Origin of the sequence: Pseudomonas sp. AOB-7, assembly GCF_003696305.1 — a bacterium.
Taxonomy (GTDB): Bacteria; Pseudomonadota; Gammaproteobacteria; order Pseudomonadales; family Pseudomonadaceae; genus Aquipseudomonas.
The window spans coordinates 28,333-47,805 of the sequence record NZ_RFFK01000005.1 but is presented as its reverse complement, the minus strand read 5'-3'; the positions used below and the strand labels follow the sequence as shown (position 1 = coordinate 47,805).

At 69.1% G+C, this 19,473-nt stretch carries 18 protein-coding genes; 11 read left to right on the top strand and 7 right to left on the bottom strand.

Annotation, left to right across the window (positions count from 1 at the left end):
- The first annotated feature begins 66 nt into the window (after window positions 1-66).
- The 10 genes from EA796_RS11260 to EA796_RS11215 all read left to right on the top strand — a co-directional run bounded on the left by EA796_RS11260 (window position 67) and on the right by EA796_RS11215 (window position 10,520).
- A complete protein-coding gene (locus EA796_RS11260; protein WP_122108681.1) occupies window positions 67-1,179 on the top strand; it encodes a sugar diacid recognition domain-containing protein in 1,113 nt (370 codons plus the stop codon).
- A gap of 209 nt (window positions 1,180-1,388) precedes the next feature.
- Window positions 1,389-2,756, top strand: coding sequence for a GntP family permease (locus tag EA796_RS11255; protein WP_021445136.1), 1,368 nt, complete (start codon window positions 1,389-1,391; stop codon window positions 2,754-2,756).
- 55 nt (window positions 2,757-2,811) lie between these two features.
- Entirely contained in the window at window positions 2,812-3,939 is a 1,128-nt protein-coding gene (locus tag EA796_RS11250; protein ID WP_122108680.1) for a glycerate kinase, read from the top strand.
- A gap of 96 nt (window positions 3,940-4,035) precedes the next feature.
- Window positions 4,036-4,497 carry a hypothetical protein gene (locus EA796_RS11245; RefSeq protein WP_122108679.1) on the top strand — a complete coding sequence of 154 codons (462 nt, stop codon included), beginning with the start codon at window positions 4,036-4,038 and terminating at the stop codon, window positions 4,495-4,497.
- A 287-nt stretch (window positions 4,498-4,784) separates the two neighbouring features.
- A complete protein-coding gene (locus tag EA796_RS11240) occupies window positions 4,785-7,577 on the top strand; it encodes a monovalent cation/H+ antiporter subunit A (RefSeq protein ID WP_122108678.1) in 2,793 nt (930 codons plus the stop codon).
- A 1-nt stretch (window position 7,578) separates the two neighbouring features.
- Window positions 7,579-7,908 (top strand): Na+/H+ antiporter subunit C, encoded by a 330-nt coding sequence (locus EA796_RS11235; RefSeq protein WP_021442610.1) that lies wholly within the window; start codon window positions 7,579-7,581, stop codon window positions 7,906-7,908.
- On the top strand, window positions 7,905-9,410 hold the full coding sequence (locus EA796_RS11230) for a monovalent cation/H+ antiporter subunit D (RefSeq protein WP_122108677.1): 1,506 nt from the start codon (window positions 7,905-7,907) through the stop codon (window positions 9,408-9,410). Before EA796_RS11235 ends, EA796_RS11230 begins: the two co-directional genes overlap by 4 nt.
- On the top strand, window positions 9,407-9,910 hold the full coding sequence (locus EA796_RS11225) for a Na+/H+ antiporter subunit E (protein WP_021442608.1): 504 nt from the start codon (window positions 9,407-9,409) through the stop codon (window positions 9,908-9,910). The genes EA796_RS11230 and EA796_RS11225 overlap by 4 nt, the downstream gene beginning before the upstream one ends.
- Window positions 9,895-10,164 carry a K+/H+ antiporter subunit F gene (locus EA796_RS11220; RefSeq protein WP_122108676.1) on the top strand — a complete coding sequence of 90 codons (270 nt, stop codon included), beginning with the start codon at window positions 9,895-9,897 and terminating at the stop codon, window positions 10,162-10,164. The genes EA796_RS11225 and EA796_RS11220 overlap by 16 nt, the downstream gene beginning before the upstream one ends.
- A 23-nt stretch (window positions 10,165-10,187) precedes the next feature.
- Window positions 10,188-10,520: a Na+/H+ antiporter subunit G gene (locus EA796_RS11215; protein ID WP_021442606.1), complete on the top strand. Its 333-nt coding sequence runs from the start codon at window positions 10,188-10,190 to the stop codon at window positions 10,518-10,520.
- Between the two features lie 122 nt (window positions 10,521-10,642).
- Here the strand turns inward: EA796_RS11215 and EA796_RS11210 are convergent, their stop codons facing one another.
- From EA796_RS11210 to EA796_RS11200, 3 genes are all read right to left on the bottom strand, one after another.
- The gene (locus tag EA796_RS11210) at window positions 10,643-12,256 is read right to left on the bottom strand and encodes an NAD(P)/FAD-dependent oxidoreductase (protein WP_122108675.1); all 1,614 of its coding nucleotides are present in this window, start codon (window positions 12,254-12,256) and stop codon (window positions 10,643-10,645) included.
- 81 nt (window positions 12,257-12,337) lie between these two features.
- Window positions 12,338-13,345, bottom strand: a complete 1,008-nt coding sequence (gap, locus tag EA796_RS11205) for a type I glyceraldehyde-3-phosphate dehydrogenase (protein ID WP_122108674.1) — start codon at window positions 13,343-13,345, stop codon at window positions 12,338-12,340.
- 315 nt (window positions 13,346-13,660) lie between these two features.
- The gene (locus tag EA796_RS11200; protein ID WP_122108673.1) at window positions 13,661-14,332 is read right to left on the bottom strand and encodes a COG3650 family protein; all 672 of its coding nucleotides are present in this window, start codon (window positions 14,330-14,332) and stop codon (window positions 13,661-13,663) included.
- 130 nt (window positions 14,333-14,462) lie between these two features.
- Between EA796_RS11200 and EA796_RS11195 the strand changes: the two genes are divergently transcribed.
- Window positions 14,463-15,344, top strand: coding sequence for an RluA family pseudouridine synthase (locus EA796_RS11195; protein WP_122108672.1), 882 nt, complete (start codon window positions 14,463-14,465; stop codon window positions 15,342-15,344).
- A gap of 105 nt (window positions 15,345-15,449) precedes the next feature.
- On the opposite strand, the gene EA796_RS11190 is transcribed toward EA796_RS11195, so the two are convergent.
- From EA796_RS11190 to EA796_RS11175, 4 genes are all read right to left on the bottom strand, one after another.
- Window positions 15,450-16,472 carry an AbrB family transcriptional regulator gene (locus EA796_RS11190; RefSeq protein WP_122108671.1) on the bottom strand — a complete coding sequence of 341 codons (1,023 nt, stop codon included), beginning with the start codon at window positions 16,470-16,472 and terminating at the stop codon, window positions 15,450-15,452.
- Entirely contained in the window at window positions 16,456-17,976 is a 1,521-nt protein-coding gene (locus EA796_RS11185; protein WP_021443497.1) for a tripartite tricarboxylate transporter permease, read from the bottom strand. Before EA796_RS11185 ends, EA796_RS11190 begins: the two co-directional genes overlap by 17 nt.
- Window position 17,977: 1 nt before the next feature.
- Window positions 17,978-18,421 carry a tripartite tricarboxylate transporter TctB family protein gene (locus EA796_RS11180; RefSeq protein WP_021443498.1) on the bottom strand — a complete coding sequence of 148 codons (444 nt, stop codon included), beginning with the start codon at window positions 18,419-18,421 and terminating at the stop codon, window positions 17,978-17,980.
- 67 nt (window positions 18,422-18,488) lie between these two features.
- Window positions 18,489-19,466, bottom strand: a complete 978-nt coding sequence (locus EA796_RS11175; RefSeq protein WP_021443499.1) for a tripartite tricarboxylate transporter substrate binding protein — start codon at window positions 19,464-19,466, stop codon at window positions 18,489-18,491.
- Window positions 19,467-19,473 lie beyond the last annotated feature (7 nt).

Genomic DNA, 19,473 nt, shown 5'->3' with positions numbered 1-19,473 from the left:
CGATGGCCGCATCGTGAGGGCCGCTGATCGGCCTACAATGGCGGCCTTCCCCGCGAGGCCGCCCGCATGCTCGAACTCGACTCCACCCTGGCGCAGCACATAGTCGACCGCGCCATGGCGATTCTGCCGCACAACATCAACGTGATGGATGCCCAGGGCATGATCATCGGCAGCGGCGATCCCAGTCGCCTGCACACCCGTCACGAAGGCGCGCAGCTGGTGCTGGCCAACCGCCGCGTGGTGGAGATCGACGCCCAGGCCGCCGCCTGCCTGCGCGGCGTCAAACCCGGGGTCAATCTGCCGCTGCTGCATGGTGAACGGCTGATCGGCGTGCTCGGCATCACCGGCGACCCGGAACTCGTGCGGCCCTACGCCGAGCTGGTGCGCATGGCCGCCGAGATGCTGGTCGAGCACCGCGTGCTGCAGGCCGAGCGCCACTGGCAGCGCCACCAGCAGGAGGCCTGGCTGCGCCAGTTGCTCGATCCGCAGCAGAGCCTGGCCAGCCTCGAGGTCGAGGCCGAGCGCCTGGCGCTGCAGCTCGCCTGGCCGCGGCAGATGTGCCTGCTGCGGTTGAGCGAGGAGGGCGACCCGCTGCCGCGCCAGGCGCGTCTGCTCGCCGCCCTGGGTGGCAAGGGCGAGCACCTGGTTGCGCCGCTGGGGCGGCGCGAACTGCTCTGGTGCCGGCCCCATAGCGCCAGCCGCGACGACCGCGCCTGGCTGGTCCAGGCCGACGAGCGCGAGTGGGGCGTGCAATCGCTGGCGCTCAGCGATCCGCTGCAGGACCTGGCGGCCCTGCGCCAGGCCAGCCTGGCGCTGCGCGACCTGCAGGCCTACGGTCAGGCGCGCTTTCCCGAGAGGCGTCTGCTGCGCCTGGACGAACTGCGCCTGCCGACTCTGCTCTACGCCCAGCGCCACAGCTGGCTGCTGCAGGGCTGGCTGGCGCCGCTGCGCCGGGTGCTGGCGCAGGACGCCCAGGGCACGCTGCGCGCCACCCTGGAGGCCTGGTGCGCCCACGACGGTCAGGTGCAGACCTGCGCCCAGGCCCTGGGCATTCACCGCAACACCCTGCGCTATCGCCTGGAGCGCATCGGCGAGCTCAGCGGCCTGGACCTCAACCGCTTCGACCAGCGCCTGCAACTGTCGCTCGGCCTCGGGCTGCTGGAGCCGGGCGAGGGCTGACAGCGCCGTGCCGGCGCCGCTGCTAGGCTGCTGGGCGAGGTAGTCAGGGAACCGCTCTTGTGCGCCTGCACAGGTCGGGGTGTTTGCTGGTCGGGCTTTTGGTGCTTGCGCACAGGGTCTGGGCGGGGCGGGCTGAGCCACAATGGCGCGCCTGTCGGCATTCCCGTCCGGGCCTCGCGCCCGCCATAACAACAATGAGGAGACTGGTCATGGGCCTGGTCCTGATCCTGGTGGCACTGATCGCGTTCATCGTGCTGTCCACCACCCGTTTGAAACTGCATCCCTTTCTCGCCCTGCTGGCCGCCGCGCTGATCGCCGGTTTCGCCTATCAGGTGCCCGCCGGCGAAATTCTCAAGACCATCGCCGCCGGCTTCGGCGGCATTCTCGGCTACATCGGCATCGTCATCGTGCTCGGCACCGTCATCGGGGTGATCCTCGAGCGCAGCGGCGCGGCCATCACCATGGCCGAGACGGTGATCCGCCTGCTCGGTCAGCGCTTTCCCACCCTGACCCTGTCGATCATCGGCTACCTGGTGTCGATCCCGGTGTTCTGCGACTCCGGCTACGTCATCCTCAATTCGCTGAAGAACGCCCTGGCGGCGCGCATGAAGGTCTCCGTGGTGGCCATGAGCGTGGCCCTGGCCACCGGTCTGTACGCCACCCACACCTTCGTCCCGCCGACCCCGGGGCCGATCGCTGCGGCCGGCAACCTGGGCCTGGAGGCCTCGCTCGGCCTGGTGATCCTGGTCGGCCTGCTGGTCGCCGCGGTCACCGCCTGCGCCGGCATGCTCTGGGCCAACCGCTACCTCAAGCAGGACGACCATCAGCTGCTGGAGGAAGCGCCCAGCGAGCTGCTCGCCGACGACGTCGACTTCGAAGCGCTCAAGGCCCGCTACGGCAAGCTGCCCAGCGCCTGGCAGGCGTTCTCGCCGATCTTCGTGCCGATTGCACTGATCTGCCTTGGCTCGCTCGCCGCCTTCCCCAGCAAGCCGCTCGGCGAGGGTGTGCTGTTCGACCTGCTGAGCTTCCTCGGCCAGCCGGTGGCGGCATTGCTGGTGGGCCTGGCGCTGGCCTGCACCCTGCTCAAGGGCGAGGACAAGCGTCAGCAGTTCCACGACCAGGTGGCCGACGGCCTCAAGGCCGCCGCGCCGATTCTGCTGATCACCGGTGCCGGCGGTGCCTTCGGCGCCATGCTCAAGGCCACCGCGCTGACAGGGTACCTGGGCGACAGCCTGTCGGCCCTGGGCATCGGCCTGTTCATGCCGTTCCTGGTGGCGGCGGCGCTGAAGACCGCGCAGGGCTCGTCCACCGTGGCGCTGGTCACCACCTCGGCTATGGTCGCGCCGCTGCTGGCCAACCTCGGCCTGGACAGCGAGATGGGCCGGGTGCTGACCGTGATGGCCATCGGCGCCGGCGCCATGACCGTGTCCCACGCCAACGACAGCTTCTTCTGGGTGGTGACCCAGTTCAGCCGCATGAAGGTGGCCACCGCCTACCGTGCGCAGACCCTGGCCACCCTGATCCAGGGGCTGGCCGGCATGCTCACCGTCTGGCTGCTGAGCCTGGTTCTGCTGTAATCCGCTCTATCGGCGGACGGCCGGCGGCCGTCCGCCTCCGTCGAGGTTAGCCATCATGAAAATCGTCATCGCCCCGGACTCCTTCAAGGAGAGCCTCAGCGCACCCGAAGTGGCCGTCGCCATCGCCCGCGGCTGGCAGCAGGTGTTCCCCGACGCCGAATGCCTGCTGCGGCCGATGGCCGACGGCGGCGAGGGCACGGTGGACGCGCTGCTCGCCGCGGTCGGCGGCGAGCGCCGCGAGTGCCGGGTACGCGGACCCATGGGCGCGCCGGTGGCGGCGCACTGGGGCTGGCTCGGGCAGGGCACCGCGGTGATCGAAATGGCCGCCGCCAGCGGCCTGCACTGGGTGCCGCGCGAGCAGCGCGATGCGCGCCTGGCCAGCAGCTTCGGCACCGGCGAGCTGATTCTGCAGGCGCTGGACGCCGGCGCCACGCGGATCATCCTCGGCCTCGGCGGCAGCGCCACCAACGACGGCGGCGCCGGCCTGCTGCAGGCCCTCGGCGTACGCTTTCTCGACGTCGCCGGACGCGAGCTGGCGCCCGGCGGCGCGGCCCTGGCGGCGCTCGATCAGCTCGACCTGAGCGGCCTGGACGCGCGCCTGCTGAAGGCGCAGGTCGAGGTCGCCGCCGACGTCGACAACCCACTGTGCGGACCGCGCGGCGCCTCGGCGGTGTTCGGCCCGCAAAAGGGCGCGACGCCGGCACAGGTCGCCGAACTGGATGCCGCGCTGGGGCGTTACGCGCGCATCGTCGCCGCTACCCTGGGCGAGGACCATGCGCAGTTCCCCGGCGTCGGCGCGGCCGGCGGCCTCGGCTTTGCCGCCCGCGCCTTGCTCAAGGCCAGCTTCCGCCCCGGCATCGAACTGGTCGCCGAGCTGTCCGGGCTGGCCGAGGCGGTGGCCGGCGCCGACCTGGTGATCACCGGCGAAGGGCGGATGGACGCGCAAACCCTGCACGGCAAGACGCCGGTGGGCGTGGCGCGAGTGGCACGCGCCGCCGGGGTGCCGGTGATCGCCCTGGCCGGCAGCCTCGGCGAGGGCTACCAGGCGCTGTACCAGGTCGGTATCGAGGCGGCCTTCAGCCTTGCCCCGGGGCCGATCTCGCTGGAGCAGGCCATGCGCGGCGCCGCCGCGGAACTCGAGGCGCGGGCGGTGGACATCGCCAGGCTGTGGCGTCTTAGCTGAACTGCGTCTGTCCGAATCGGCTATTGTTGAGTCACGGCCGTGACAGCCGCGTGGACGCGGCGTCTAATGGATTGAGAAACTTCTGGAGGAACTGCTATGCGTAAACCCACTCTGCTCATTACCTCGCTGGCCGCGTTGCTGGCCCTCGGCGGGTGTGCGTCCAGCCTGACCGGCGACACCTACAGCCGCGACGAGGCCCGGACCGTGCAGACGGTGCGCATGGGCACCATCGAGTCGCTGCGTCCGGTGAAGATCGAAGGCACCAAGACGCCGATCGGCGCCGGCGCCGGTGCGGTGATCGGCGGTATCGGCGGCAGCACGGTCGGCGGCGGTCGCGGCAGTGCGGTGGCGGCGGTGATCGGGGCGGTGGCCGGCGGCCTGCTCGGCGCCGCGGCCGAGGAGGGCATCACCCGCACTCAGGGGGTTGAGATCACCGTGCGCGAAGACGACGGCACCCTGCGCGCCTATGTGCAGGAGGTCGAGCCGAACCAGATCTTCCGCGTCGGCGAGCGCGTGCGCATCATGACCGTCAACGGCACCAGCCGCGTCACTCACTGAGGTGCAGTGTACGAGCCGGAGCAGCCCCAGGTTGCTCCGGCTTTTTTGTGGCCCGTACGGGCCGCTGCCACGAGGCTGGGCGATTGGCGCGCCGCGCGTGTGTTTAGTAATAATTCAATGCATGACGATGTGTCGATAGGTATGGATAATCGGCGCTTATTCGTGTCACGACAATGACTTAGCTCGACCGCTCGGTCAGGAATCGAATACCGTCAGGGGAGTTGCGACTCCAATTCACGCCGCCGGGTTCTGCAAGCCCGGCGGGCTTGCATAAGGGGTTTTTGCCGATGGCGCTTGCGCTGATTGTCGCCTTGCCATTTCTTGGACTGTTTCTGCCGGTGCTGGCTGACCGCCTGGGGCGTTCCGCCTGTGCCGTGGCCGCCGCCCTGGCGCCGCTGCTCGCCCTAGTGCTGCTGTTCAGTCAGCAGCCGGCGGTGTTCGCCGGCGAGGTGCTGCGGGTCAAGCTGGAGTGGCTGCCGCAACTGGGGCTGAACCTCAGCCTGCGCCTGGATGGCCTGGGCTTTCTGTTCGCCCTGCTGATCCTTGGCATCGGCCTGCTGGTGATCCTCTACGCCCGCTATTACCTGGCCAAGAGCGAGCCGATGGGGCGCTTCTTCGCCTTCCTGCTGCTGTTCATGGGCGCCATGCTCGGCGTGGTGCTGTCGGAAAACCTGCTGCTGATGCTGGTGTTCTGGGAGCTGACCAGCCTGTCGTCGTTCCTCCTGATCGGTTTCTGGAGTTCGCGCTCGGAGGCGCGCAAGGGCGCGCGCATGGCCCTGGCGATCACTGGCGGCGGCGGTCTGGCGCTGCTCGCCGGCATCCTGCTGATCGGCCATATCGTCGGCAGTTTCGAGCTGTCGCAGGTGCTCGCCGCCGGCTATGCGATCCGCGCCCACGAGCTGTACCCGCTGGCGCTGGTGCTGGTGCTGCTCGGCGTGTTCACCAAGTCGGCGCAGTTCCCCTTCCATTTCTGGCTGCCGCATGCGATGGCGGCGCCGACCCCGGTGTCGGCCTACCTGCACTCGGCGACCATGGTCAAGGCCGGGGTGTTCCTCCTGGCGCGCCTGTATCCGGCGCTGGCCGGCTCCGAGTGGTGGTTCTACCTGGTCAGCCTGACCGGCCTGGCGACCCTGCTGGTGGGTGCCGGCATGGCGCTGTTCCAGCACGACCTCAAGGGCCTGCTGGCCTACTCGACCATCAGCCACCTGGGCCTGATCACCCTGCTGTTCGGCCTCGACTCGCACCTGGCGGCGGTCGCCGCGGTGTTCCACATCATCAACCACGCCACCTTCAAGGCCTCGCTGTTCATGGCCGCGGGGATCATCGACCACGAGACCGGCAGCCGCGACATGCGGCGCATCAACGGCCTGTGGAAGTACATGCCGCATACCGCGGTGCTGGCCATGGTGGCGGCCTCGGCGATGGCCGGGGTGCCCTTGCTCAACGGCTTCCTGAGCAAGGAGATGTTCTTCACCGAGACCCTCCACCAGCACCTGCTGGGCAGCTTCAGCTGGGTGATCCCGGCGGCGGCGACCCTCGCCGGGGTGTTCTCGGTGGCCTATTCGCTGCGCTTCATCCACGACGTGTTCTTCAACGGCGAGCCGATCAACCTGCCCAAGTACCCGCCGCACGAACCGCCGCGCTACATGAAGGTGCCGGTGGAGATCCTGGTGTTCCTCTGCCTGCTGGTGGGCATGCTGCCGGCCTACACCGTGGCGCCGCTGCTGGCCACGGCGGCCTCGGCCACCCTTGGCGGCACGCTGCCGGAGTACAGCCTGGCGATCTGGCACGGGGTCAACCTGCCGTTGATCATGAGCCTGATCGCCACGGTCGGCGGCATCCTCATCTACACCCTGCGTCAGCCGCTGTTCCGCTGGTACGCCGGGATGCCCAGCGTCGACGCCAAGCTGATGTTCGAGCGCGTGGTGGTCAGCCTGTTCGGCGCCGCCACGGCGCTGACCCAGTGGCTGGAGAACGGTTCGCTGCAGCGCTACCTGGCCTGCCTGCTCGGCGCCGGCGTGCTGGTGGTGGTGCTCGGCCTCGGCCCGCTGCCGCAGCTGAGCGGTTCGGTGGCGCTGAGCCCGGTGGACGGCATCACCGCGCTCGGCCTGGGCATCCTCTCCCTGGCGGCGCTGGTCACGGTGATCTTTCACCGCCAGCGCCTGGTCTCGCTGCTGATGCTCAGCGTGGTCGGCCTGATGGTGGCGCTGGCCTTCGCCCGCTACTCGGCGCCGGACCTGGCGCTGACCCAGCTGTCGGTGGAGGTGGTGACCATCATCCTGCTGATGCTGGCGCTGTTCTTCCTGCCGGCGCAGACCCGCGTCGAGTCCAGCAGCCTGCGCGCGTTGCGCGACTTCAGCCTGGCCATCGGCAGCGGGGTGATGATCGCCATGCTCGCCTTCGCCGTGCTCACTCGTCCCTACGACAGCATCGCCAGCTACTTCCTGGCGAACAGCGTGCCCGGCGGCGGCGGTACCAATGTGGTCAACGTCATCCTGGTGGACTTCCGCGGCTTCGACACCCTCGGCGAGATCAGCGTGCTGGCCATCGCCGGCGTCGGCATCTACGCCATGCTCGACGGCCTGCGCCTGTTCCAGCCCAATGCCGACGCCCAGGGGCGCAGCTGGGCGCGCGACCGCCACCCGCTGATCCTCGCCACCCTGTCGCGGGTGCTGCTGCCGATGGCGCTGCTGATTTCGGTGTTCATCTTCCTGCGCGGCCACAACCTGCCCGGCGGCGGCTTCATCGCCGGTCTGGTCACCGCCGTGGCGCTGATCCTGCAGTACGTCGCCAGCGGCGTGCAGTGGACCCAGTCGCGCCTGCCGCTGAACTACCACCGCATGGCCGGCGCCGGGGTGCTGATCGCCGCCGCCACCGGCCTTGGCAGCTGGCTGTTCGGCCGGCCGTTCCTGACCTCGGCCTTCGGCCATTTCCACATTCCCCTGGTGGGGGAGATCGAACTGGCCACCGCCATGCTGTTCGACCTGGGCGTGTACCTGACCGTGGTTGGGGCGACCCTGCTCATCCTCGCCAACCTGGGCAAGCTGACCCAGGAAAAGCCCGGACAGGAGGTACTCTGAGATGGAAGCACTGTTTGCCGTAGCGCTCGGCATCCTCACCGCCAGCGGCGTCTACCTGCTGCTGCGCGCCCGCACCTTTCCGGTGGTGATGGGCCTGACCCTGATTTCCTACGCGGTCAACCTGTTCCTCTTCGCCATGGGCCGCCTGCAGGGCGGCGCCTCCACGGTGATCGGCCAGGGCAGCCACTACGCCGACCCGCTGCCGCAGGCGCTGGTGCTCACCGCCATCGTCATCGGCTTCGCCATGACCGCCTTCGTCGTGGTCCTGGCGCTGCGTAGCGTCGGCGAGCTGAGCACCGACCATGTCGATGGCCGGGAGCCTCATCGATGAACCATGCGTTGATCCTGCCCGTTCTGCTGCCGCTGTTCGTCGGCAGCCTGCTGCTGTTCGCCGCGCGCCTGAGCATGCCGCTCAAGCGCCTGGCCTCGGTGAGCGCCACCGCCTTGCTGGTGCCGGTCAGCCTGTACCTGCTGCTGCAGGCCGACCAGGGCGCCATCCAGTTCTACGCCCTGGGCAACTGGCAGCCGCCGTTCGGCATCATCCTCGTGCTCGACCGCCTCAGCGCGCTGATGCTGCTGGTCACCGCGGTGCTGGCGCTGTTCGCCGTGCTCTACGCCATGCGCGGCGACGACGAGCGCGGGCGCAATTTCCACGCGCTGTTCCAGTTCCAGCTGCTGGGCATCAACGGCGCCTTCCTCACCGGCGACCTGTTCAACCTGTTCGTGTTCTTCGAGATCCTGCTGATCGCCTCCTACTCGCTGCTGCTGCACGGCGGCGGCAAGGATCGGGTACGCGCCGGCCTGCACTACGTGGTGCTCAACCTGGTCGGCTCGGCCTTCTTCCTGATCGCCGTCGGCGTGCTCTACGGCATCACCGGCACCCTCAACATGGTCGACATGGCCGAGCGGGTGGCGGCGGCCGACCACGACCAGGCGGCGCTGATCGGCGCCGCCGGCATGCTGCTGCTGGTGGTGTTCGGCCTCAAGGCGGCCTTCCTGCCGCTGTATTTCTGGCTGCCGAAGGCCTACGCCGCGGCCACGGCGCCGGTGGCGGCGCTGTTCGCGATCATGACCAAGGTCGGCCTGTATTCGATCCTGCGGGTGTACACCCTGATCTTCGGGGACAACGCCGGCGAACTGGCCGACATGGCGCTGCAGTGGCTGTGGCCGCTGGCCCTGCTGACCCTGGGCCTGGGGGTGATCGGCGCCTTCGCCGCCACCAGCCTGCAGGGGCTGCTGGCCTACCTGGTGGTGGTGTCGGTGGGCACCCTGCTGGCCGGCATCGCCCTGGGCACCGCGGAGGCGCTGCAGGCCGCGCTGTTCTACCTGATCCACAGCACCTGGATGGCCGGCGCGCTGTTTTTGATCGCCGACCTGATCGCCCGCCAGCGCGGCGTCAAGGGCGGCCAGCTGGTGCAGGGCGCGGCACTGCAGAACCCGCATCTGCTCGGCGCGCTGTTCTTCGTCGGCGCCATCGCCGTGGCCGGTCTGCCGCCGCTGTCCGGTTTCCTCGGTAAGCTGCTGCTGCTGCAGGCGGTCGGCCCCGGCTGGCAGGGGCTGTTCCTCTGGCCGCTGGTGCTGATCGGCGGCCTAGTCACCCTGGTCAGCCTCAGCCGCGCCGGCAGCACGCTGTTCTGGCGCGTGGGCCTGAGCCAGCTGGACAGTGCCGAACTGGACAAGGGCCGTCTGCTGGCCGCCATCGGCCTGCTGCTGACCGGGCCGCTGCTGGTGGCGCTGGCGCAGCCGGTGCTGACGTACCTCGCCGCCACGGTGGCGCAACTGCACGACCTGGAGAGCTACCGCATGATCCTGCAGAGCGGAGGTGCGTCATGAAGGCGCGCCGCTGGTTGCCCCACCCCCTGCTGAGCCTGTGCCTGCTGTTCGTCTGGTTGCTGCTGGTCAACGATTTCGGCCTCGGCCACTGGCTGCTCGGCGCCTTCCTCGGCTGGCTGATCCCGCTGGTCACCCAGGTGTTCTGGATCAACCCGCCGCGGGTGCGCAAGCCGCTCAAGCTGAGCCTGTTCCTGCTGCGCGTGCTGCTCGACATCGTGGTCGCCAACCTGCAGGTGGCCAAGCTGATCCTCGGCCCGATCAGCCGCCTGCGTCCGGCCTTCGTCGAGGTGCCGCTGCAGCTGAGCGACGAGCTGGCGCTGACCATGCTCGCCAGCATCGTCTCGCTGACCCCCGGCACGGTGTCGGCCGACCTCAGCGACGACAAGCGCATGCTGCTGGTGCACAGCCTCGATGTCGACGACGAACAAGAGCTGGTGCGTAGCATCCAGACCCGTTACGAAGCGCCGCTGCTGGAGGTGTTCGCATGCTCGCCTACGTGATCCCGATCTGCCTGGCCATCATGGGCCTGGCCCTGGTGCTGACCCTGGCGCGCCTGATCAAGGGGCCGGACATGCCGGACCGCATCCTCGCCCTGGACACCCTGTACATCAACGCCATCGCCCTGATCGTGCTGTTCGGCATCTGGCTCGGTTCCGACCTCTACTTCGAGGCGGCGCTGCTGATCGCGGTGATGGGCTTTATCGGCACCGTGGCAGTGGCCAAGTACCTGCTGCGCGGCGATATCATCGAATAACGACCTGCTATGGAGACTGCTGCATGGACACCCTGATCGAAGGCCTGGTCGCCCTGTTCCTGCTGCTCGGCAGCCTGTTCGCCCTGGTCGGCGCCATCGGCCTGTACCGCCTGCCGGACTTCTTCATGCGCCTGCACGGACCGACCAAGGCCACCACCCTGGGCGTCGGCGGCATGGTCATCGCCTCGCTGATCTACTTCGGCAGCCGCGGCAACGGCCTCAGCCTGCACGAACTGCTGATCACCCTGTTCCTCTTCATCACCGCCCCGGTCAGCGCCCATATGCTGGCCAAGGCGGCGCTGCAGCAGAAGCTGCCGCTCAGCGAGCAGACCCGCGGGCGGCCCTGGGAACAGTAGTTGAGCGGGATCCATAGCCGAGCGGCCCGCGCCTCGCGCACGGGCCAATGCCTGGAACCATTTGCCCGTACGCAGTCACCTCGCGGCCATCGCCGCGGTGCGACCCTGTGCTGCCTGAGGCGTTAAGGCTTTAGCCCGAGCATATCGCGCGCCACCGCTTCGGCCACGCGGATGCCGTCGACCCCGGCGGAAAGAATGCCGCCGGCATAGCCCGCGCCTTCACCAGCCGGGTACAGGCCCTTGAGATTCAGGCTCTGCAGGTTGTCGCCGCGGGTGATGCGCACCGGCGAGGAGGTGCGCGTCTCGATGCCGGTGAGCACCGCGTCAGCCAGGTCGAAGCCCTTGATCTGCTTGGCGAAGGCCGGCAGCGCCTCGCGGATGGCTTCGATGGCGAAGTCCGGCAGCGACGGCGCCAGGTCGCCCAGCTTGACCCCCGGTTTGTACGAGGGTGTGACCTCGCCCAGGGCGGTCGACGGCTGGCCTTTGATGAAGTCGCCGACCAGTTGCCCCGGCGCCTCGTAGTTGCGCCCGCCGAGCACGTAGGCGTGGGATTCCAGACGCTCCTGCAGTTCGACGCCGGCCAGCGGGCCGCCCGGATAGTCCTGCTCGGGGGTGATGCCGACGACTATGCCGGCGTTGGCGTTGCGCTCGTTGCGCGAATACTGGCTCATGCCGTTGGTGACCACCCGCTCCGGCTCTGAGGTGGCGGCGACCACGGTGCCGCCCGGGCACATGCAGAAGCTGTACACCGAGCGGCCGTTGCTGGCGTGGTGCACCAGCTTGTAGTCGGCGGCGCCGAGCTTGGGATGGCCGGCGTACTTGCCCAGGCGCGCGCGGTCGATCAAGGACTGCGGGTGCTCGATGCGGAAGCCCACCGAGAAGGGCTTGGCCTCCAGGTACACGCCGCGGGCATGCAGCATGCGGAAGGTGTCGCGCGAGCTGTGGCCGAGGGCGAGGATCACGTGGCGGCTGAGGATCTGCTCGCCGCTGTCCAGCACCACGCCGGTGAGCTGGCCGTCTTCCATCAGCAGGTCGCTGACGCGCTGCTGGAAGCGCACCTCGCCGCCCAGGGCCTTGATCTCCTCGCGCATGGTGGCGACCACGCCGGTGAGGCGGAAGGTGCCGATATGCGGCTTGCTGACGTAGAGAATCTCGTCCGGCGCGCCGGCCTTGACGAACTCCTGCAGCACCTTGCGCCCGTGGTGGTGCGGGTCCTTGATCTGGCTGTAGAGCTTGCCGTCGGAGAAGGTGCCGGCGCCGCCCTCGCCGAACTGCACGTTGGACTCGGGGTCGAGCTGGTTCTTGCGCCACAGGCCCCAGGTGTCCTTGGTGCGCTGGCGGACTTCCTTGCCGCGCTCCAGCACTATGGGGCGCAAACCGGCCTGGGCCAGGATCAGCGCGGCGAAGATGCCGCAGGGGCCGAAGCCGACGACGATGGGGCGCTCATCCAGCGGCGCCTTGGCCTGGCCGACCGGCTTGTAGGCGATATCCGGCGCCGCGCCGACCTGCTTGTCGTGCGCCAGGCGGGCGAGCAGGGCGGCTTCGTCCTTCACCTCGCAATCGAGGGTGTAGATGAACGGCATCTCGCCGAATTTCTTACGCGCATCGTAGCTGCGCTTGAATACGCTGAAATCGAGCAGCTCGGCGTCGTCTATGCCCAGGCGCTGGACGATGGCCGGGCGCAGGGCGTCGTCGGCGTGGTCGAGGGGCAGTTTCAGTTCGGTCAGGCGAATCATGGCGAGTATCCCGCAGGGCCGGTGGCGATCCGGCAGAGTGAAAAAGGCCGGCGATTGTACAGGATCGCCGCCCGCAGGTCGTCAACCGGCCTGCGGCAGCGGCCAGGCCAGCAGCACGTCGAGCATGCGGTTGGCGAAGGCCCATTCGTTGTCGTACCAGGCCAGCACCTTGACCAGCTCGTCCTGCACCCGGGTGTGGTTGAGGTCGACCACGCAGGACAGCGGGTAGCCGTTGAAGTCGCTGGACACCAGCGGCAGCGCGTTGCACTCCATCACCCCGGCCGGCAGCGCCGCCGCCCCGGCCTGCAGCGCGGCGTTGATCGCCTCGCGGCTGGCCGGCCGCTCGGCGGTGAAGGTCAGGTCGAGCAGCGATACGTTGGGCGTCGGCACCCGCACCGACAGGCCGTCCAGGCGCCCGGCCAGCTCCGGCAGCACCAGGCCGATGGTCTTGGCCGCGCCGGTGCTGGTGGGAATCATCGACAGCGCCGCGGCGCGGGCGCGGTAGAGGTCCTTGTGCGCCTTGTCCAGCAGGTTCTGGTCGTTGGTGTAGGCGTGCACCGTGTTGATCAGGCCCTGGCGGATGCCCACGGCCTGGTGCAGCACCTTGGCCAGCGGCGCCAGGCAGTTGGTGGTGCAGGAGGCGTTGGAGACGATCTGCTGATTGCCCAGCAGCTCATGGTTGACGCCGTAGACCACGGTCAGGTCGGCGCTTTCCAGCGGGTGCGAAAGCAGCACGCGCTGGGCCCCGGCGGTCAGGTGCTGTTCGACCTGAGCGCGTTTCTTGAACTTGCCCGAGCACTCCAGCACCAGGTCGACGCCGAGGCGGTTCCACGGCAGGTTGAAGGCTTCGCGCTCGCAGAGCAGGTGGATCGACTGGCCGGCCAGCTGCAACTGGTCGCCCTGCAGCTCGACCTCGCCGGGGAAGCGGCCGAAGGTCGAATCGAAGCGGGTCAGGTGGGCGAGGGTGGCGTGGTCGCCGAGGTCGTTGATCGCGATCAGGCGGATGCGTTGCTGCAGATCGCGCTGCACCAGGGCGCGCAGCAGGGCGCGGCCGATGCGCCCGTATCCGTTCAGAGCTACTCGTAGCATGGCGGTCTCCTTCCGGCTTTGCTCTGTGCAGCTTAGGAGCCAGTTGGCGAGCCTGCCGCGCAGGACTGTGGCAAAAAATCACCGGGAGTGATTTTTGACGTCGCTGGCGACGGCCCAAAGGGGGCACCGCCAGGGATGGCAGGTGACAAAAAACTTCCGGGAGAAGTTTTTGACGTCGCCTGCGAGGGCCCACAGGGTGGCCGCCAGGGATGGCAGGCCACCAAAAATCGCCGGGAGTGATTTTTGACCTCGCTGGCGACGGCCCGCGGGATACCGCCAGGGATCGCCGGCAAGCCGGCGCCTACGCGGCGGGGCTCAGTTGCGCGCGCCGCCGAAGTGGGCGCAGCCGCGCTGCACCTGGCCGTCCAGGCGCAGTTCGGCGCTGAGGTGGCTGACCGCGCCGCTCATGCCGTCGACGCAACGTTGCGGCGCCACCCACAGCTCCAGGCGGCGGCCGTTGGCCTCGCTGCTGAAATTCAGGCGGCCTTCGGGCAGCTGCTCTTCCAGGTAGGGCAGGGCCAGCGGCGGCTGGTCGGGGCGGTTGAGCACCAGGCCCTTGCCGCTGACCTCCACCTGCCAGAATGGCTCGTTGCCGCTGGCACGCAGGGTCAGGCGCTTGAAGTTGAGGTCGTCGCAGCCATGGCCTTCGCCCTGGATGCGGTACAGCTGGCTGACCTCGAGACGACCGTCGCTGCCGTTGCCCTGGCTGCCGCCCAGCCGGCCGGCGAGGTCGGTGAACAGCACAGTCTGGCCGTCGGCCAGCAACTCGGCGGCTGCGCGGGTGACGCCGGTGTTGCCGCTGTCGACCAGGGCGAAGCGGCGCTGCTCCTGGCAGGGGGTGAAGAACAGCTGGCCGCCCTGAGCCTGCAACTGGCCCTGCAGGCGCGTGGCCGGCGGCGGGCCTTCGGGTTTGCCGGTGTAGACCTGGCAGGCGGTGAGCAGGGGCAGCAGGGCGAAGCTGGCGAGCAGGGTGCGGGTGATCGACATGAAAGCCTCCGAACGGAAGCCGCCACCTTAGCCACAGGCGTGCGCCGGCTCAAGCCGTTTGTTTTTGACGGCGCGCGCGGGCTGCGGCCTAATGCGCCGGATCAGCCGTTGCCCCCGAGTTGGTTCTGCCATGTCCAGCCCTGCCATGCGTCCCAGCACCCTGCACCTGCCTCAGGGCGAGTGGGCGACGGTGCTCGACTGTCTGTGCGATCACTTTCCCGCCATCGACCGCGCCACCTGGCTGCAGCGCATGGCCCGCGGCCGCGTGCTGGATGCGGCAGGTGCGCCGCTGGGCCCGCAGCATCCCTATCGGGTCGGGCTCAAGGTGCGCTACTTCCGCGAGGTGGCGGACGAGACGCCGATTCCCTTCGAGGCGCGCGTGCTGTGGCAGGACGCGCACCTGCTGGTGGCGGACAAGCCGCATTTCCTGCCGGTGATGCCGGCCGGCGAGTACGTCGAGCAGACCCTGCTGGCGCGGCTGGTCAGGCTGACCGGCAATGCCGAGCTGGTGCCGATCCATCGCATCGACCGCCTCACCGCCGGGCTGGTGCTGTTCTCGGTCGAGCCGAGCAGCCGCGGCCGCTACCAGGCGCTGTTTCGCCAGCGTGCGGTGGAAAAGCGCTACGAGGCCATAGCCCCGGCCTTGCCGCAGCTGCAGTTTCCCCATGTGCATCGCTCGCGCATGATCGAGGGCGAGCCGTTCTTTCGCATGCAGGAAGTGGCGGGCGAGGCCAACAGCGAGACGCGTATCGAGGTGCTGGAGCGCCGCGGCGCGCTGTGGCGCTACGGCCTGTCGCCGGTGACCGGGCGCAAGCACCAGCTGCGTGTGCACCTGGCCGGGCTCGGCGCGCCCATCGTCGGCGACGATTTCTATCCCGAGCTGCACGACAGCCGCGGCCAGCCGGACGACTACGCCAAGCCGCTCAAGCTGCTGGCGCGCGGCCTGCGCTTCGTCGACCCGCTCAGCGGGCAAGTACGTGAGTTCGAGAGCCAATTGCAGTTGCAGTGGTAGCGGCGCTGCGCCCCCGTCCCAGCCCGGAAGCCATCCGGAAGGCAGGCGTCAAGCAACCCCGGATTCTACTGCCTCGTGGATGAAAAAAAGCCCGCACAAGGCGGGCTAAGCGTGGCTCTTGCACCAGAGCTTGAATAAGGGCTCGGCGAGAAACATCACCAGAAACAGCCGCAGCACCTGCAGGGCGGTGACCAGCGCCACCGCCAGCTGCAGCGCCTCGGCGGTCAGGCACAGTTCGGTGATGCCACCGGGCATCATGCCCAGCATCAGCGACAGGCGATCCTCGCCGGCCAGCCAGCCCAGCGCTTCGCCGAGCAGAGCGGCGGCGAGCATGGCCAGCAGGGTGAACAGCAGTACGCGGGCGAGAAAGCCCGGCGCGCTGCGAAAGAAGGCGCGGTCGAAGTGACAGCCCAGGGCGCAGCCGATCAGCCACTGGCCGAACTGACCGAAGCCCGGCGGCAGGCCCAGGTGCAGATCGAAGCTGGCGCTGGCCACGGCGCAGGCGGTCAGCGGGCCGAGCATCCAGGGGTTGGGCTGTTTCAGCCGCGTCCACAGCAGCGCCAGCACCGCGCCGGCGGCCAGCAGGACGAGCAGCCAGGCCCAGTCCACCTGTGCCGCCGGCGGGGCGTCGACGGCCGGCAGGCTCCAGGTGAACAGCGCCGGAATCAGCAGCACTACCAGCAGCAGGCGCAGGCTGTGGGCGGCGGCCACCCGCGCCGGCTGGGCATCGTGACGCAGGGCCAGGTTGACCATCTCGCTGGCGCCGCCGGGCATGCTGGCGAAGAACGCAGTGGCGCGGTCGACGCCGCCGCGGCGCAGGATGGCGATGCCGATCAGGCTCAGCAGCAGGGTGACGCAGGCGCCGCCGACTATGATCGGCAGGTGGCTGACGACCTGCGCCAGCACCTCGCTGGTGAAGTGCAGGCCGATGCCGCTGGCCACCAGCCACTGGCCGGCCTTGCGCCCGCCGGGCAGTTCGCTGAAGGCGCGGTTGCTGATGCAGCGCAGGGCGATCACCGCCAGCAAGGATCCGACCATCCACGGCAAAGGCCAGCCGGCGAGGCTGGCCAGGTAGCCGCCGGCCGCACCGGCCAGCGGCGTCACCCACAGATCAGGCGGTAGCCGCATCGGCTTGCGCCTTGACCTGCTTGCGCCGGCGCAGCCAGCGGATGCCCGGCAGGGCCAGCATCAGCACCACCAGCGCCCAGAGCACCAGGGTGATCGGGCTGCCCCAGAGGATGCCCAGGTCGCCGGCGGAGATCGACAGCGCGCGGCGCAGGTTGTCTTCCATCAGCTCGCCGAGGACGAAGCCGAGGATCAGCGCCGACAGCGGGAAGTCCAGCTTGCGCAGGATGTAGCCGAACACGCCGAGCACGATCATCAGCACCAGGTCGAAGGTGGTGCTGTGCACCGCGTAGACGCCGACCATGCTGACCACGGTGATCGCCGGCACCAGCACCCAGTTCGGCACGCTGAGCATGCGCGAGAACAGGCCGACCATCGGGATGTTCATCACCAGCAGGATGACGTTGCCGATGAACAGCGAGGCGATCAGGCCCCAGACCACGTCCGGCTGCTGCTCGAACAGCAGCGGGCCGGGGGTGATGTTGTACAGGGTCAGCGCGCCGATCATCACCGCGGTGGTGCCCGAGCCCGGCACGCCGAGGGTCAGCATGGGGATCAGGGAGCCGCAGGCCGAGGCGTTGTTGGCCGCTTCCGGGGCGGCCAGGCCGCGCAGGTCGCCGTCGCCGAAACGACCCTTGCTGCCGGCCAGGCGCTTCTCGGTCATGTAGGTCATGGCGCTGGCGATGGTCGCCCCGGCGCCGGGCAAGGTGCCGATGACGAAGCCGGCCAGGGCGCTGCGGATCATGGTCCAGAAGCTCAGGCAAAACTCCTTGAAGTTGAACAGCAGACGCCCGCTGGCCTTGACCGCCTTCTGCCCGCCATGGGTCTTCTCCAGCATCAGCAGGATCTCGCTGACGCTGAAGAAGCCGATCACCACGATGACGAACTGGATGCCGTCGGACAGGCTGACGCTGTCGAAGGTGAAGCGGTACACGCCGGTGGTCGAGTCCACCCCGACCGTGGCCAGGGCCAGGCCGATCAGCGCCGCCATCAGGGTCTTGACCGGCTTGTCGCCGACCATGCCGCCGAGGCAGGCGATGGCGAAGATCATCAGCACGAAGTACTCGGCCGGGCCGAAGGCCACCGCCCATTTCGCCAGCAGCGGGGCGAACAGCACCACGCCGCAGGTGGCGATGATGCTGCCGATGAAGGAGCTGACCGCGGACAGCGACAGGGCGATGCCGGCCTTGCCCTGACGCGCCAGCGGGTAGCCGTCGAGGGTGGTCATGATCGCCGCGGCGTCGCCCGGCACGTTGAGCAGGATGGCGGAGATGCGTCCGCCGTACTCGCAGCCCAGGTACACGGCGGCGAGCAGGATCAGCGCGGTTTCCGGCGGCAGGCCGAGGGCGAAGGCCAGCGGCAGCAGCAACGCCACGCCGTTGATCGGGCCGAGACCGGGCAGCAGGCCGACCACGGTGCCGACGAAGGCACCGAACAGCGCCACCAGCAGGTTGGTCGGGCGGGTGGCGACGTCGAAGCCCTGCATGAGGAAGTTAAGGGTTTCCATTTCAGCTCTCCACGAAGGCTTCAAGCAGGCCGAGCGGCAGGGGCACGTCCAGCAGCAGATCGAACAACACGTACAGCAGCACGCCCATCAGCACCGCGCTGACGGCGCAGGGCAGGGGGCGGCCGGTGAACAGCAGGCCGAGGGCGAAGGTGGCCAGGGCGGTGCTGAGCACGAAGCCGAGCGACTCGAAGGTCAGCGCATAGGCCAGCAGCACCAGCACGCACAGGGCGCTGCGCGCCGCGGCGGAAAGGTTCAGGCGTTGCTCGAGCATGCCCGGCTTGTACACCAGCCACAGGCTGCCGACGCCCATCAGGGCCAGCAGCAGCAGCGGGTAGGCGCGCGGGCCGACCGGGTCGTAGGCGAAGGGGGCCTGGAAACCCCAGGCGAGGACGGCGAGCCAGGCGCACAGCAGCAGCCAGATCGCGGAGAACAGACGAACGTACATGGTGGGTTACCTCGGGAGCGCCCCGGCCCGGGGAGCGGACGGGCCGGGGGCGGGTTGTGCAGGCGGATTACTGAACCAGGCCGAACTCGCCGGCCAGCGCCTTGTACTCCTGCACCTGCTTGAGCACGAAGGCGTTGAGCTCGTCGCCGGTCAGCGCCAGCGGGAACAGGTCGCGCTGCTCGCGCAGGGTGGCGAAGTCGTCACGGGCGAGCATCTGCTCGAACTGGCCCTGCCACCAGGCGAACTGCTCGTCGCTGACCTGCGGGCCCATGTAGAAGCCGCGGATCACCGGCCAGCTGATGTCGAAGCCCTGCTCCTTGGCGGTGGGGATGTCGCCCAGCTTGCCCGGCAGACGCTCGTCGGACAGCACGGCGAGGATGCGCACCTTGCCGGCGGCCAGCTGCGGGGTGACTTCGCCGAGGCCGCTGGAGGTGACCTGGACGTGGCCGCCGAGCATGGCGGTGAGGGTTTCGCCGCCGCCCTCGAAGGCCACGTAGCGCAGGGTTTGCGGATCGATGCCGGCGGCGCGGGCGATCAGCGCGGTCTGCATCCAGTCCTGGCCGCCGATGGTGGCACCGGCGCCGAACACCACGCTGGTCGGATCTTTCTTCAGCGCCGCGACCAGGTCGCCGAGGTTCTGCCAGGGCGAGTCGGCGCGCACGGTGATGGCGCCATAGTCGGTGCCGATGGCGGCTAGCCAGCGCACGGCGTTCTCGTCGTAGCGGCCGAACTTGCCCTGGGCCAGGTTGAGCAGGGAGCCCGAGGAGAAGGCGGTGATGGTGCCCGGGTCCTTGGCGCGCTGGGCGACCACGGCGTTGTAGGCCACCGCGCCGACGCCGCCGGGCATGTAGGTGACGCGCATCGGCGCCTTGAGCAGGCCGCTGTCTTTCAGGCCGCTCTGGGCCAGCTTGCAGGTCAGGTCGAAACCGCCGCCGGGCTTGGCCGGGGCGATGCATTCGGGGCGCTTGGGCTCGGCGGCCAGCAGCTGGCCGGCGAAGGCCAGGCAGGAAACCGTCAGGGCGGCACGGGTCAGGGCAGATTTCATGATGGGT

Coding starts and splice junctions, on each gene's coding strand:
- EA796_RS11230 (WP_122108677.1), top strand. CDS start 7,905: ATGAACCATGCGTTGATCCTGCCCGTTCTGCTGCCGCTGTTCGTCGGC.
- EA796_RS11225 (WP_021442608.1), top strand. CDS start 9,407: ATGAAGGCGCGCCGCTGGTTGCCCCACCCCCTGCTGAGCCTGTGCCTG.
- EA796_RS11175 (WP_021443499.1), bottom strand. CDS start 19,466: ATGAAATCTGCCCTGACCCGTGCCGCCCTGACGGTTTCCTGCCTGGCC.
- EA796_RS11235 (WP_021442610.1), top strand. CDS start 7,579: ATGGAAGCACTGTTTGCCGTAGCGCTCGGCATCCTCACCGCCAGCGGC.
- EA796_RS11245 (WP_122108679.1), top strand. CDS start 4,036: ATGCGTAAACCCACTCTGCTCATTACCTCGCTGGCCGCGTTGCTGGCC.
- EA796_RS11260 (WP_122108681.1), top strand. CDS start 67: ATGCTCGAACTCGACTCCACCCTGGCGCAGCACATAGTCGACCGCGCC.
- EA796_RS11220 (WP_122108676.1), top strand. CDS start 9,895: ATGCTCGCCTACGTGATCCCGATCTGCCTGGCCATCATGGGCCTGGCC.
- EA796_RS11200 (WP_122108673.1), bottom strand. CDS start 14,332: ATGTCGATCACCCGCACCCTGCTCGCCAGCTTCGCCCTGCTGCCCCTG.
- EA796_RS11190 (WP_122108671.1), bottom strand. CDS start 16,472: ATGCGGCTACCGCCTGATCTGTGGGTGACGCCGCTGGCCGGTGCGGCC.
- EA796_RS11185 (WP_021443497.1), bottom strand. CDS start 17,976: ATGGAAACCCTTAACTTCCTCATGCAGGGCTTCGACGTCGCCACCCGC.
- EA796_RS11215 (WP_021442606.1), top strand. CDS start 10,188: ATGGACACCCTGATCGAAGGCCTGGTCGCCCTGTTCCTGCTGCTCGGC.
- gap (WP_122108674.1), bottom strand. CDS start 13,345: ATGCTACGAGTAGCTCTGAACGGATACGGGCGCATCGGCCGCGCCCTG.
- EA796_RS11255 (WP_021445136.1), top strand. CDS start 1,389: ATGGGCCTGGTCCTGATCCTGGTGGCACTGATCGCGTTCATCGTGCTG.
- EA796_RS11250 (WP_122108680.1), top strand. CDS start 2,812: ATGAAAATCGTCATCGCCCCGGACTCCTTCAAGGAGAGCCTCAGCGCA.
- EA796_RS11195 (WP_122108672.1), top strand. CDS start 14,463: ATGTCCAGCCCTGCCATGCGTCCCAGCACCCTGCACCTGCCTCAGGGC.
- EA796_RS11180 (WP_021443498.1), bottom strand. CDS start 18,421: ATGTACGTTCGTCTGTTCTCCGCGATCTGGCTGCTGCTGTGCGCCTGG.
- EA796_RS11240 (WP_122108678.1), top strand. CDS start 4,785: ATGGCGCTTGCGCTGATTGTCGCCTTGCCATTTCTTGGACTGTTTCTG.
- EA796_RS11210 (WP_122108675.1), bottom strand. CDS start 12,256: ATGATTCGCCTGACCGAACTGAAACTGCCCCTCGACCACGCCGACGAC.